General features: G+C 42.9%; 13 protein-coding genes. 5 read left to right on the forward strand and 8 right to left on the reverse strand.

Annotation, left to right across the window (positions count from 1 at the left end; genetic code table 11):
* Window positions 1-67: 67 nt before the first annotated feature.
* From KCV26_03905 to prmC, 8 genes are all read right to left on the reverse strand, one after another.
* On the reverse strand, window positions 68-2,803 hold the full coding sequence (locus KCV26_03905; GenBank protein WZX37536.1) for a TonB-dependent receptor: 2,736 nt from the start codon (window positions 2,801-2,803) through the stop codon (window positions 68-70).
* 18 nt (window positions 2,804-2,821) lie between these two features.
* Window positions 2,822-3,652, reverse strand: coding sequence for a FecR family protein (locus tag KCV26_03910; protein WZX37537.1), 831 nt, complete (start codon window positions 3,650-3,652; stop codon window positions 2,822-2,824).
* A gap of 595 nt (window positions 3,653-4,247) precedes the next feature.
* Window positions 4,248-4,757, reverse strand: a complete 510-nt coding sequence (locus KCV26_03915) for an RNA polymerase sigma-70 factor (protein ID WZX37538.1) — start codon at window positions 4,755-4,757, stop codon at window positions 4,248-4,250.
* 150 nt (window positions 4,758-4,907) lie between these two features.
* The gene (locus tag KCV26_03920; GenBank protein ID WZX37539.1) at window positions 4,908-5,327 is read right to left on the reverse strand and encodes an SRPBCC family protein; all 420 of its coding nucleotides are present in this window, start codon (window positions 5,325-5,327) and stop codon (window positions 4,908-4,910) included.
* Window positions 5,324-5,977, reverse strand: coding sequence for an orotate phosphoribosyltransferase (locus KCV26_03925; protein ID WZX37540.1), 654 nt, complete (start codon window positions 5,975-5,977; stop codon window positions 5,324-5,326). The genes KCV26_03920 and KCV26_03925 overlap by 4 nt, the downstream gene beginning before the upstream one ends.
* An 88-nt stretch (window positions 5,978-6,065) precedes the next feature.
* Window positions 6,066-6,761 carry a ComF family protein gene (locus tag KCV26_03930; protein WZX37541.1) on the reverse strand — a complete coding sequence of 232 codons (696 nt, stop codon included), beginning with the start codon at window positions 6,759-6,761 and terminating at the stop codon, window positions 6,066-6,068.
* A complete protein-coding gene (locus KCV26_03935) occupies window positions 6,762-7,247 on the reverse strand; it encodes a RecX family transcriptional regulator (protein WZX37542.1) in 486 nt (161 codons plus the stop codon). It abuts the gene before it with no gap.
* A 3-nt stretch (window positions 7,248-7,250) separates the two neighbouring features.
* Window positions 7,251-8,090 carry a peptide chain release factor N(5)-glutamine methyltransferase gene (gene prmC / locus KCV26_03940; protein WZX37543.1) on the reverse strand — a complete coding sequence of 280 codons (840 nt, stop codon included), beginning with the start codon at window positions 8,088-8,090 and terminating at the stop codon, window positions 7,251-7,253.
* Between the two features lie 34 nt (window positions 8,091-8,124).
* On the opposite strand from prmC, the gene ribD reads away from it, so the two are divergent.
* From ribD to KCV26_03965, 5 genes are all read left to right on the forward strand, one after another.
* Entirely contained in the window at window positions 8,125-9,186 is a 1,062-nt protein-coding gene (ribD, locus tag KCV26_03945; protein WZX37544.1) for a bifunctional diaminohydroxyphosphoribosylaminopyrimidine deaminase/5-amino-6-(5-phosphoribosylamino)uracil reductase RibD, read from the forward strand.
* 84 nt (window positions 9,187-9,270) lie between these two features.
* A complete protein-coding gene (locus tag KCV26_03950) occupies window positions 9,271-10,626 on the forward strand; it encodes a hypothetical protein (GenBank protein ID WZX37545.1) in 1,356 nt (451 codons plus the stop codon).
* A gap of 49 nt (window positions 10,627-10,675) precedes the next feature.
* Window positions 10,676-11,371 (forward strand): outer membrane beta-barrel protein, encoded by a 696-nt coding sequence (locus KCV26_03955; GenBank protein WZX37546.1) that lies wholly within the window; start codon window positions 10,676-10,678, stop codon window positions 11,369-11,371.
* 24 nt (window positions 11,372-11,395) lie between these two features.
* The gene (locus KCV26_03960; protein WZX37547.1) at window positions 11,396-12,148 is read left to right on the forward strand and encodes an isoprenyl transferase; all 753 of its coding nucleotides are present in this window, start codon (window positions 11,396-11,398) and stop codon (window positions 12,146-12,148) included.
* Between the two features lie 58 nt (window positions 12,149-12,206).
* Window positions 12,207-14,906: an outer membrane protein assembly factor BamA gene (locus KCV26_03965; GenBank protein ID WZX37548.1), complete on the forward strand. Its 2,700-nt coding sequence runs from the start codon at window positions 12,207-12,209 to the stop codon at window positions 14,904-14,906.

A 14,906-nucleotide genomic window follows, 5' to 3' on the forward strand; every position in this document is an offset into this window, starting at 1 on the left:
TTATATTTCTATTTATTTCTACTTTCTTCACGTGTCGAGAGACCTATGAACCACCCGATACAGTCGGTCAAAACTTATACGTGTAAGAAAATGATGGGATAATAGGGAAAATCGACAAACTTTTTAATACCGGTTTACTCCTGTCCTGTTTCTCTTCCCGAGTAAAAAACTCGGCCTCGGTAGCGGGCACCAGAATAAACGAATTGTGATGCGAATACGCATTGTAAATACTTAAATTCCAAATTCCCAACCGCCCTTTCTTTTTGTGGCGGTAATAATTGAAACTTAAATCGAGGCGGTGATAGGAAGGCATTTTAAAGTTGTTGAGTTTATCGATATAATCTGTTTCCTCTCCCATGTCGTTAATATACTTTTGCTTTGCCAGCGTAGCCCAGTTACCGGTAGAATATATCCAAGACGTGCTCACATCGAATTTCCTCCCGAATCTGCGCATCACTACCGCATTTATTTTGTGGCGGTTATCGTATTTCGCCGGATAGACAAGTCCTCGGTTTATTTCACCGTTCGGGAAATGACGGTTCGACCACGATAGCGTATAGCCCAGCCACCCCGAAGTATTTCCGAAAGTCTTGCTCGCCATCATTTCCACTCCGTATGATTTACTTAATCCTTGAGTTATACGCTGTTCCCAATTAAGATTACCCGAAAGCAAGGACGTACCTTCCCTATATTCCACTTGATTCCTGGAAGATTTGTAATATCCTTCCAATGAAAGGTCAAACCTGCGCCAACGCCCGAAAAGTCCACCTGAAACCTGATGTGAGACCATCGGTTTTACATTTTTTGTGATGGGGACCCACAAATCGTTAGGCAAACTTATTTTACTGCTTTGCAACAAATGTACATACTGGTTCATTTTGCCATACGATACTTTCACCGACCAATCGTTATTGAGCAGGTAACGTGCCGAAAGACGTGGCTGTGCGCTGATATAAGATCTTCCCTGCACCAGGAATCCAGAAAAATGTACTCCCGCATTCACTTTCATGCGTTCGTTCAAAATCATTTCATCTTCAGCATAGAACGAAAGTTCCTTTACCAAAACTCGTTCGTTGGCAAAAGTAACGGTATCGTTTCGCTTCTCTGTATCGTTTTCTGTTATCAAGGTAATTCCGCTTTGTTCGGGGCGAAACCGGTGGTGCAACAACGATGTCCCGAAACGAATAAAATGATTGTTCACCGGTGTATAGTCAAACTCCAGGCGATAACCTATGTCCTGAATTCCGGAACGGTAATGAGTATTCTCTTTTGTTTTATCGACCCGTCTCTCAATCTTGTCCGAATTCTCTTCCGATAGAGTTAATTCTTTTTCGCTACTCGATTTCATTACAATATCCGACGAGTATCGGCTGTAAATTAATGCAACATTGCTAAACAACTTACTGTTAATAGCATAGGCCCAATTGAGCGATGCCATTCGCGTGCCCCAACCGGTGTCAAAATTGGTTTTATTCTTATTTATTTCGTGATGTGTGTTGAATGCCGGATTAGGAGAATTGTTATCCGAATCTAAATTGTAAGAACCTTCACTTTTGGCGTTCATATTTAGAAAGAGCTTGTCCTTTCCGTCGTAAACACTTAAATACAATCGACTTTGTTCTGAAAACTTATGATTGACTTTGACATTGAAATCATAAAAAAAATATCCCACATCCGATCTGTTATAATCATCGGGATTATCTTTTTCATCTTTCTTCCCTACAAAATATAATGCAGGGCGCACGATTAAATCTAAATACGTACGGCGAAGAGAAACATTGAATGAAGTCTTCTCTTTCACTAACGGACCTTGAAAATTAAATCGCGATGAAATCAACCCGATAGAGGCCGTGCCGCCAAGTTTATTCATATCGCCGTCATTCATACGCACATCTACTACCGACGAAAGACGACCGCCATAACGCGCAGGAAAGCTGCCTTTATAAAAATCCATGGTTTTCACCGCCTCAGGATTGAATGTGGAAAACATGCCACCCAGGTGATTCACGTGATAAAGCGGATTCCCATCCACCAAGTAGAGATTTTCATCTAAATTTCCACCCCGCACGTACATACCTGCCACACCTTCGGTCCCGGCGGCCACCCCCGGCAAAAGTTGCAGGGTTTTAATCACATCTTTTTCTCCCAAAAAAGAAGGCAAAGCCTGCAGCGTCTGCGTAGTAAGTGTTATCTTTCCGGTTTCGACGTTATGTAGTGGTCCGGTTTGTCTACCCTCTATCACCACTTCTTTAAGCAAAGAAGTAGGCTCTAAAAAAAAATGGATAACCGTGTCGTTATCCACAACAAAAGTTATCTCCTGCGATGTGTATCCTACGTAACTTCCCCTTAAACGGACTTCTCCAGGGGGAAGGGAAAGGCTGAAAAAACCGAAATTGTTGCTTACGGCTCCTTTTTGCGAAAGCAAGTCAAATACATTGGCGCCGATAAGTGTTTCGCGCGATCCAGATTCGTGGATAAATCCGCTTATCGTAACGTTCTTCTGACGCTCTTTCAAAATAATATAATTGTCGCGGATAATAAATTGGATATCGGTCTTGCCAAAAAGCTTTTCCAGTAAAGGCTGCAACAACATATTCTCTACCTGAAGCGTTACGGGCGGAAAATTTCTCAACAGTGCCGGATTGTATGAAAACGTATATCCTGACTGCTTCTCAATCTTTTGCAGAACGGAAGCAACCGGCTGTTTTTCAACGTTAATCGTAATGTTTTGCTGGGCTGATGCTCCTAAAAAGGAGCAAACAGCCAACAAAACAAGGATAGTATAGCGTTTCGAGAATTTCAATGTTTTTGCTCTTTATTCTTAATTCGAACCCTTCTTTATTATCAAGTGCGTATCCAGTGTTAAATTAATAATATCAACAATTTCAATACTGTTTTTTTGTGCAAATGACGAGGTAAAAGTGAGCGTGGATTCCTCTTCCGGCAATTCTACCTGCACGTTATAGAAGTGCGACAAAACCAACGCCACGTCTTTCAGCTGCGTATTATTGAAGACCAGGGAGCGGTCTTTTCCGTTGATTTCCATTGAGCTTCCGGGCGAAACAACCTTTACGGTTTCGGTTACGGAAGTGTAATGCACGGTCATACCGGCGGTGCACAATAGCGGAATAACGGGACTTTCGGGCGTAAACTGCACTGTCCCCGACACCACGCCAAGGCGGGTTTCCGCGTCGTCGGCCAGTACGGTAAATTCCGTGCCGAGCACCCGGATCTCTGCTCCGGGTGTGGAAACGACAAAGGGCAGGGCTTCGTTTCGGGCAACGGCAAACGAAATTTCTCCCGACATGGAAACACGGCGCTCTGCCTTACCGAAATTTTTACCGTATTTCAGTTTTGCTCCCTGTTGCATTCCGATGCGGGAACTGTCGGGCAACACATAGGAAGCATTATCGGCTTTGGCTACTAGTCTTGTGCCGGTATTTGACGTGAAATAAAAAACACTTACAACCAGCAATAAAGCGACAGCGGCCGCAGTGCCATAAAGCATCCTCATAGCGAGAATGTTGCGTTCGGGTGCAATGTATTTTTGTATCTTTCCCCATCCTTTCCGGGAATCAAAAACATTGGGCTTGTAATACCGGGCTACAAACCGGATACCCTCATCTATATTATGTCTTGACTGGTTTTCCATTATTTTCAGTTTTGGCAATCTACAGATTTATTCCGGCCTTCAACAATACGCCGGAACTGGATTCTCTGTTAAAATACGGCTGCATAAATGCTTTGACTCCGATGAAAAATCGATCATTTATTGAATAAGAATCTTCAACAATTAAATTAAAACCGAATGCACTGCGAATTACAGGCTGGTTAAACTTGTAAAAACTTAATCCACCCCCAATCCTGAAATCGTTTCTCCTGTTATTGCGAAAAGGAGATAAAAAAACATTCATGTTTGCTTGAAATAATTTTTCCGAATCCGACTTCCACTTATCCGCAACACTTAGCACAATGGATGGAGCAACTGTAAAATAATCTGACAGTTTAGCATCAAGTTCATACTCACTAAGCACCAAAAAAACATTTCCCTGCTTAAGTGTAGAAAATCCCAGTCCTATTCGCAGGTCTGTGTCACTATCCCGGGCTTGTGTATTTACAACGAATACAGGACAAATAATAAGGCAAAGGGACACGATAATTTTTCTACACATTTCTTCTCTTCCATTACTTTTTCTATTTATAAGATGCAAAAAAGTATAAAATCCCTCTTTCTAAAGGGAAATATTTTAAGCAAAGAAGAAAAGATAAGCCTTGATGTCTTTTGCACGTAACGACTGCATGGCACGCAGGACATGGTTCTCCACAGTTTTTACGGTTAGCCCGGTTTGTTCGGCAATGTCTTTGTAGCGCATCCCATCGCGCTTAGCCATTAAAAAGATTTCGCGGCGGCGTTCCGGAAGTTCGTCGATCATCTTCCAGATACGTGCTTCCATCTCGGCACGTTCCATTTGCTCGTCCTCCGTAAGAAACTCTTCTCCGGACAATTTATCGAGAGAGGTAGTTGGCTTGGCGTCACGTATTCGGGTAAGGCAGTTGTTTCGAACAGCAGTATAAAGATACGCTTTCACCGATTTTATCGTTTCCAGCTGTTCCCTTTTATCCCATAAGTTCACGAATGTTTCTTGCACAACATCTTCCGCCTCATCGGTGTCGCACATGAAATGCAAGGCGTGCAAGCAAAGTTGACGATAATAACTGTGGTAATATTCCGAAAACTGTTTTTTTGAAATCAGCATCAAATCTTTAGTAATAGAATAAGTTGCAAAACTAGTAAAAAAGGGGGAATATTAAAAAGAAAATCCGGTTGGACCGTACGCACGCTTAAAGTGAACGAACGGCCGGATCTTATTCATCGTAGGTTTAAAACGTTCCACAAAAACGACACATCAAATCCTATCGTACGGTAGCGATGCTATAACGTCGGAAATTTTCTCCAGTCCTTCTTTCAGTGGTTTTGAGACCATTCCCTTGATGAATGGATTGAGGTCGGCGCGAAGCGTAATTTTCATTTTGGTATCCTTCTCGGCTTTCTGCACAAGTTGGATCCACAGGAAAACATCAAACGGCAAGTTTTCGGATTTAAACTTGACCAGTTTACAGGGTTCCCGTTCTATCACGCAAAACCTTACCTCTCCAATCGGGTCGACGCGAAACGAACAGGAATCACTGTCGAACCTAAAATCCCTGATCTTATCCCCAGGTATTTGGTCCTTTATCAAATCGAGCTTGCTTAAATCCGAGAGCACACGAAAGATATCCACGTCATTGTGAGATATATTTTTCACATCGCTGATAAATTCAGTCATTTATTCATTTTTTTGGTGGTGGTTCCCCACGTTTCGGGATTTCTACGCCAATCCTGCAATGTCTTCACTTCAGATTCAGCGATATAATCAATCAAGAGCGCTTCGTCCAGAATGGCATCGTAATGAGTCAAAGTGGTCAACTCCACGCGAGCCTCTTTCATGTTGGTTTCTGCCGCAGGGAAACCGTACGTAAATATCGCTACCATTCCGAGCACATCCGATCCGCTTTGGCGAATCGCTTCTACAGCCTTCAGGCTGCTTTGTCCCGTAGAAATGAGATCTTCGATAACTACAACCTTTTGCCGGGGTTTCAAATCACCCTCGATAAGATTTTCCAACCCGTGATCTTTCGGCGCCGACCGAACGTAAACAAACGGAAGGCCCAACGCATCGGCAACAATCGCTCCTGGAGCAATCGCTCCTGTAGCTACCCCCGCAATAGCTTCAACCTGCGGATACTTTTCAAGGATGATCCGTGCAAATTCTACTTTTATAAAGTTGCGGGTGGCAGGATAGGACATCAGTTTCCTGTTATCACAATAGATGGGTGACTTCCACCCCGATGCCCAGGTAAACGGGTTGGATGGTTGTAACTTGACCGCTTTTATCTTGAGAAGCTTTTCGGCTGTTAATTTTTCTACAGTATTCATATTTTCCAAACTTAAAAATGAAATGCAAAAATAGTGTTTTTAAAGCAAAAAATGGCACAAAACATGAGTGGTAAAATAAAATATCCATTCAAAACACTTCTCCAAGTGTCGCAACACTTATCTTTATATCTGGACTTTTCAGCAAAGCGTAAGCACAAGCTTCCAGCGTTGAGCCTGTGGTAATGATATCGTCAATCAACAAAATATGTTTTCCAGCATACAGGGATGGATGCAACAAATCGAAAATACCTTTTACGTTTTCCCATCGCTGCGTTTTGGTACGTTGGGTTTGCGTGGGGTTAAAAATGGCACGCACTAAGTTACCACTGGAAACAGGAATGGAGGTAACTTCCGATAAACCGTAAGCAATCGTTTCCGCCTGATTAAAGCCCCTTTCTTTCTGTTTCTGGGGATGCAGCGGAACAGGGACTATTAAATCGATGGGTAGAATAAATTCACTACCTATCAAATCCTTGCCAAACAGTTTTCCCAACAACACTCCTATTTCTTTTTTGTTGTTGTACTTGAGTTGGTGAATAAGCGGCTGTAAAACACCTCCTCTTGAATATACGCAGAAAGTGGCAGCCCGCTCAAACGGGAATCTTCCTGCCAAAAGAGTTTCAGCAAGATTATCCGGCTCCATAAAATTGTTCGTTTTGGGAAGGGCATGTAAGCATTGTAAACAAACGCCCTGCTCGGAAGGCAAAAGTCGAATACTACAAACCGGGCAGCATTCCGGAAAAAAGAGATTCGATAATTCGTTTAACAGGCTTTTCACACTCATTCAATTCTCCTCCGGCATTTTTCCCAGGCATTCCAGAATATCCGGCATCGAAAATCCTCTGCCCAGCGCAAAACGAATAACCTTAGTCCGCTTTTCATATCCGGACTTTCCTTTTACTGATTTCAGCTTCTTCTCCAACAAAGGTTTTAACGATTGAAGGAGAACCTCATCAGAAAACGCCTCCAATGCCTGGTCAATAGTTTCCTGCGAAATTTGTTTCTGTCGCAGGGTAAAAACAATTTTAGTTTTTCCCCACTTGCTAAAACGGAGTTTATCGCTGATGAAGCTGCGAGTATATCGGGAATCGTCGATGTATTTCTGTTTCAACAAAAGAGACATAATGTTGTTGACTGCATTATCAGCAAGTTGCATCCGTAGCAATTTCTGCCGGATGTCAAACGAACAACACTCCTTCATGGAACAGAGTCTCGCCATACGCTGGTAAGCTGTTTTTTCGGAAACTGGTTTTCGTTCTACTCGTTCCATACCCTACTCTTTTACCGCTTTTATCATCCTTTCGTTACCCGAAATATCCTTTACCCGTTCGATATTTTTGAATCCTCTTTGCTGGAGCAATGCTTCAACCTGGCATCCCTTTTCCCGATTGATCTCGAAAAAAAGGACCCCTCCCTTGTTCAGGTATATCCGGGCAAAGTCCGCTATCTTTTCGTAGAAAACCAACGCATTTTCGTCCGTAACGAACAGAGCCAGGTGAGGCTCAAACCTCAAGACATTGTCCTCCATGTCCGATTTTTCAGATTCAGTCACATAAGGGGGGTTGCTCACAATAATGTCAAACATCTTATCCGAAACAGATTCCTGCAAAATATCTTTTTCCAGGAAAAACAAATGTACTCCGTTTCTTTCCGCATTTTTTCGGGCCACTTCCAGCGCATCTGGCGAAATATCCCACGCATGTACTTCTGCATGAGGCAGTTTTTTTGCCAACGTAACGGCAATACAGCCGCTTCCGGTTCCAATGTCAAGAATTTTTGCGGATGCATTGTTTGTCGAAGTTATCACCCACTGTACCAATTCTTCCGTTTCGGGACGGGGAATTAAAACAGAACTATCGAGGTAAAAGGGTAATCCAAAAAAATCGGTTTCACCCAAAATGTATTGAATGGGTTCAGCATTCTTTAATTTATCGATAATTTCGCTCAGTTTCTTCACCGCTGCATCGGATAAATGGTTAAATTTGCATGTTAAAATATCTGCCAGTGGGATCGAAAACTCTTTTTCCAGAATCAGCCGGGTTAAGCTACTGATCTCCTCCGGCGAAAAGTGAGTTTTTAATTCATTTTTTAGGAAGTTTTTCACATCTTGCATTGTTGGATCGTTTTACTAAACAAAGATAGAAAAAATGACGACAGACGAAAAATTTATGTACCGATGCCTGCAGCTCGCTCAAAAGGGTGAAGGTTTTGCAAGACCCAATCCCATGGTGGGAGCAGTCATTGTGCATAACGGACAAATTATCGGTGAAGGTTATCACCGGCAGTTTGCCGAGGCGCATGCCGAAGTGAATGCCGTACTCTCCGTGAAAGATCAGGCATTACTTTCTTCTTCTACCTTGTACGTCTCACTCGAACCTTGCGCTCACCATGGAAAAACTCCCCCTTGTGCTGAGTTGATCATTGAAAAAAAAATTCCGAAAGTGGTCATCGCCGTTTCAGACCCGAATCCTAAAGTGTCGGGAAAGGGTATTGAGAAGATACAAAAATCTGGAATTGAAGTAACTACAGGTATTCTCCAAAAAGAAGCCGAAGAATTAAACCGGGCCTTTTTTGTGAACCAATTATATAACCGTCCCTATGTGATTCTTAAATGGGCACAGAGTTCCGACGGATTTATCGATTACCGACGGTCAACGGCAGAAGAAGCGCCTGCACAGATATCCAATGATCTGACTCATAGCATTGTCCATAGGTTCCGCACTCACGTGCAGGGAATAATGGTGGGAACCGACACAGCCTTATTGGATAACCCAAAGCTGACAGCCCGGAAGTGGTTCGGTAACAATCCTACCCGGATTGTTATTGACAGGGAAGCCAAAATCCCTTCAAATGCAGCAATCTTCAGCGAAGACTCGGCCGTTATCGTTTTTACCCAATCAGGCTATCCAGTAAGAAAAAGAAACATCAAGCCCATCATCATTGATTTCAACAGAGATACCAACAGGCAGATTCTAAAACATTTATATGCGGAAAAAATCTATTCAGTCCTCGTTGAAGGTGGCACCCGCCTCTTATCAACCTTTATAGATAAAAATCTTTGGGACGAAGCGTATATTGAAATTGCTGCAACGAAACTAATTTCAGGAGTGAAAGCCCCCGAAATCTCTATGGATAACGCTATTACTAAAAAGTATTTAGACTCTACCCAACATCATTTAAAGAATAAAATAACTCAAAATTTTCTTTAAATATTTATTTTGCTATGGTTTAAGTGAAAAATCTTTCTACTTTTGCAGAACTTATACGTATTGTACAATATTTTTTTGAAACAAATGACATTAAAATATCTCCACCAGACTGCTTCTATACTATTATGGGTTCTGGTATTCTCTTCCTGTCTTAATTCATCGCAAAGCGATATCGAGTTGTCTCACGATGCTCAGATTTATTCGTTCAGCATGTCCTCCAAAAAAGACACAACCAGCGCACTTTCGGGGACGAGGTTCACTATTGACCAGATTAACAACAAGATTTTCAACCGCGACTCTCTGCCTTATCTTTTCCACGTAGACAGCATCTACCTGAATATCGCCGGGAAATCAAGTTACACCCTTCCCAGAATTGTAATTAACCTGCAAGACAAGGACAGCTCTTACCTATGGAACGGAAAAGACTCTGTCGCTTTTAAACGGTTAAAATCCATTGAAACAACTGCTGAAGACGGTAAAACGGTGAAGTTATACGAGTTCAAAGCAAACATTCACCAACAGGACCCCTATATCTTAAACTGGGCAAAAATCACTCAAAATCAACTAATCAATCCAGTAGAACAACAAAAAACCATTCTTCACGGCGGGAAATTTATCACTTACTACAAATCGGGGGCAATGATCAAGGCTTCCTCTTCTTTATCTTCAGACGGAAAGAACTGGACCCCGGTAACTGTCTCCGGGCTGCCGGTCACTGTAAAAACCAACACTATTCTCTCAACAACAAACAACTCAGGATCAACTGCTTATGCCCTGAATACAGATAATAGCATATATACATCGACCGATGGATTGGTCTGGAGTAAAGTAACTTCCGATTATCCGGTTATCGCTATATACGGAAAACTACCTTCAGCGTCGGGAGAATTTGCGATACTTACCGCTGTTAATGATGCGGGGACACTTAAATTTGCTCTCACAAAGGATTTCACAACATTCACCGTGAAGAGTGCACTACCTTCCGACAACACATTACCAACTGTTGATTTCTCGGCGGTAAGTTTAGAGAATCCCACAGTTTTCTCTGCCAAATACATCATTCTCTCCGGAGGAAAAGACAAGAACAATATCGTGAACAATAAGCTCTGGATTATCCAGGAATTAAACGGAGATATCACGCATCTCTCAGAGGTTTCGTCCATTTCCCTCCAGTTAAGTCGGTTGTTCCTGTACGATAACAAAGTATATTTGATGACGTATGAAACAGGTAAAAACAAGTTATATTATTCAGAGAATTATGGGCTAAACTGGATTTCGGGGGGAACCAATCAAACGCTTCCCGACAATTTCACAGGGAGAATGCACGCATCGGTAATTACCGATACCAATAATTTCATCTGGATTCTCGGCGGAGAATCCGGAGCCCAGGTACCCATCGTAGATGTTTGGAGAGGAAGGCTCAACAAGTTAGCGGAATAGTTGAAAAACCGGGAATTAGAAGTTGGATAACCGGGGTATTAATTCGGCAATGAAAAAAAGTGAATTTGTCTTTTTTCTGCTTTTGATCGCTGCAGTTTTTGACACCGACGAAGTTAAAGCGCAGGAATACAAGCACGAATCCGGCGGGATGTTGGGAATATCTTTCTATTTGGGTGATGCCAACAAAACAAGACTCTATCTACATCCGGGATTTACGGGAGGCATTTTGTACCGGTACAACATTAATTTTCATTGGGCAGCAAAAGCAAACCTGCTTGCCGGTAAGGTATCGGGAAATACAAGAGATGCAAATACTGTTTTTCCGCTGGCGCAACAGACATCGTTTAACAGGACATTTATCGATTGGGGCGGACAGATTGAATTCAACTTTCTGCCTTTCAGTGATAAGTTCACCTACAAGGATGCAAAGCCATATACCCCGTATGTTTTTGCCGGTGCCGGAGTAACTTTTGCCACAGGTAGCAAGCCATTTTTCAATACAAATGTACCGGTAGGTATCGGTTTTAAATACAAGATAAAAGAAAGGCTAAACATCGGGCTCGAGTTTTCCGTACGGAAATTATTCGGAGACGGTTTCGATGCGGCGGAGAAAAATGCTGATTGGGGTTTAGATGCTCCTTACGGCATTAAAAGCAGTATTTTTAAAAACCAGGACTGGTATTCACTTACAATGATCTTTCTGACCTGGGACTTCGGAATCAGACATGATCCGTGCTGTGAATGATCAACAGAGAATTTAAAAAAACATATGTCATTACTTGACAAGATTGATAAGGAGAATATTCCGCAACACGTTGCCATCATTATGGATGGCAATGGCAGGTGGGCTAAAGCCAGAGGTTTGGACAGGACCGAAGGACACAAAGAAGGCGCTTTATCCGTACAAAAAGTGGTGAAAGCAGCTGCGAAAGCAAAGGTGAAGTTTCTTACCTTGTACGCTTTTTCTACCGAGAACTGGCTTAGACCTGAAGAAGAAATACATACATTGATGGAGTTGATGGTGTACACCATTGCCAACGAAACAGACAACTTGGTCAAAAACGGAATCCGCTTACAGTGCATTGGAAATATTCAACGGCTGCCGGAAAATACCCGAAAAGCGCTGAATCGCTGTATCGAACAAACGTCCTCTGGAGAAGACCTGACCTTGGTATTGGCCTTGAGTTATTCATCGCGATGGGAACTGGCCAATGCGGCAAAAGCTATTGCTTCCAGCGTCAAAAACGGAGAGTTGGATGAAAGTTCCATTACCGAGGAGACCATTAATGAATACCTGGCTACAAAAGGTATGCCCGAACTTGATTTACTCATCAGAACCGGAGGGGATATTCGTATCAGTAACTTTCTGTTGTGGCAGGCAGCCTACTCCGAGTTATATTTTACCGGCGTTTTCTGGCCCGACTTCGATGAAGAATGCTTTTATGAAGCCATCCTCGATTTCCAGAAGAAAGAAAGGCGCTTTGGAAAAACCAGTGAACAATTAGAAAAGGAAAACCAATAAATTTCGATATACAGTACTGAAAAGCTGAACAGTTGAAGCGAAAGAAAAAAAAATCACAATGTTGAAGAAAACATTCCATTTAGTTATACTCTTAATCCTGTTTTCCCAGGTGAGGTCGTTTGGACAAATAACCACCAACGATACTGTTAAAACTGCACCTGCTGAAGATGTTCCCGTGGTGAATTACACGGCAACACCAAAAAAATACATTATTGCCGGTATTGATGTTACCGGCATAGAAGGAACGATGTATGAAGCACAGCCTTTTGTATTGGTCAGTTTTTCCGGATTGGCAAAAGGACAGGAAATTCAGATTCCCGGAGAGGAGATCACCAATGCCATACAACGGTTTTGGAAACAAGGCCTGTTCTCCGATATTAAAATCCTGCAAACCAAGATTGAGGGTGACAGCACCTGGCTCGAGATCAAACTGACAGACAGACCGCGCGTATCGGATATCCGGTATATCGGTATGAAAAAAAGCGAACGCGACGATATCGAAAAAAAGATTTCCGTGGTCAAGGGAAATCAAATCACACCAAACCAGATAAACAGTGCAAAAACCATCATAGAAAAGTACTTTGATGAAAAAGGGTTTGGAGAAGCTGTCATTTCCATTATGCAACGTCCCGATGCAAGTGCGAAAAATCAAGTCATTCTTGATATCGAAGTAGATAAGAAAGAAAAAATCAAAGTCAACAGAATCAACATAGAGGGTAATGAATCCATCTCGGATCGAACGCTTAAATGGGCGATGAAGAAGACGAACGAGAAAGGCAACATTTTACACCTGTTCCGTACAAAGAAATTTGTTGAGGATCTCTACAAGGAAGACAAGAAAAATTTCATCAACAAATACCACGAGTTCGGCTACCGTGATGCTGAGATAATACGTGACTCCGTCTATAAGAACGATGAAAAAACAGTCAATATCGATATCGTGGTAGAGGAGGGCCCTAAATATCATGTACGCTCCATCAACTGGGTGGGAAATACTCAATACAATTCCATCGATCTGGGCAGAATGTTAAACATGAGCCCGGGTGATGTCTATAACCAGAAAAAACTACAGGAAAGGCTGACTACCGACGATGATGCTGCCATCAACCTCTATCAAAACAACGGTTACCTGTTTTCGGGCATTGACCCGATTGAAATAAACATAGAAAACGATTCAGTTGATCTGGAACTTCGGGTTACCGAAGGCCCCAAGGCAACAATCAAGAAAGTTATCATTCAAGGGAACGATCGCCTCTATGAAGACGTCATCCGCCGTGAATTACGGACTAAACCGGGAGCTGTTTTCAGTAAAGAAGACCTCATTCGCTCGGTGCGTGAAATAGCCCAGACCGGACATTTCGACCCCGAAAACCTGCAGCCGGGCGTAAATCCAAATCCGGAAGACGGTACCGTAGACCTTACCTACCCGTTAACATCCAAAGGCAACGACCAAATTGAATTTTCAGCCGGATGGGGTGTTACCGGATTGGTAGGTAAACTGAGCTTGAAACTCAATAATTTTTCGTTGAAAAACCTGATTAACCGGGAAAACTACAGAGGTATTATTCCTCAAGGTGAAGGACAAACGCTCATTCTTAGTGCACAGACCAATGGACGTTATTATCAGTCCTACCAGTTTTCATTTATCGAACCTTGGTTTGGCGGAAAACGCCCTAACAACTTTTCATTAAGCGCTTACTACTCAAGGTATACTGGACTAAACTCCGATTATTACACCCAGATGAACCCCTATATGTACGGTGGCGGGTACGGAGGATACAGCCCCTACGGATACGGAGGGTATGGAGGATACAGTCCATATGGATATGGTGGATACGGTGGATATGGTGGATACGGTGGATACGGCTATCAGGATATGATGGAATATTCGTACGACCCAAATCAGGTATTCGAAATGATCGGAGCTTCCATCGGCTACGGGAAAAGACTGGAGTGGCCAGATGACTATTTTCAGGTTATGGCCGAGTTGGGATATCAGCGCTACAACCTCAAAAACTGGTCGTGGCAACAGTTCCCCTTCCAGACAGGTTCGAGCAATAGTGTTACATTCGGTATAACGCTGCAAAGAAATTCCATCGACAATCCCATCTACACACGCCTGGGCTCGCAATTTACATTGAGCGTAAGTGCAACCCCGCCGTTCTCGCTCTTCAATAACATCGATTACTCCAAAATGGCCTACTCCGATCCTGCAAAATACACTTGGAACGAGTATCACAAATGGAAGCTAAAAATAAGGACATATACTCCCCTGGCTCCGCTCACCGTAAAAAGAACTCCGGTCGTGGCAACCCGGGCAGAATTCGGAATTTTAGGACACTACAACAAAAATAAACTGACTCCTTTCGAAACGTTCGACGTGGGTGGTGACGGAATGAGCGGCTACTCCTCTTCTTTTGCAACGGAGAATATTGCACTACGCGGGTACGACAACAACTCCATCGCACAACAGGGACGCGCTTATACCCGTTTGGGACTGGAGCTCCGTTATCCGTTAATACTTGAGCCTAACTCAACCATTTACGCCGTAGGATTCCTGGAAGCAGGGAATGCCTGGTATAACCTGAAAGACATGAACCCTTTCGATCTGAAACGCTCTGCCGGTGTCGGAGCCCGTATCTTCCTGCCCATGATCGGTTTGATGGGGATAGATTGGGCATACGGATTCGACCCGATCCGGGGAAGCCGGTCGAACAGCGGAAGCCAGTTTCACTTCATCATCGGACAGGAATTTTAA

This window comes from Petrimonas sulfuriphila, assembly GCA_038561985.1.
Classification (GTDB): domain Bacteria; phylum Bacteroidota; class Bacteroidia; order Bacteroidales; family Dysgonomonadaceae; genus Petrimonas; species Petrimonas sulfuriphila.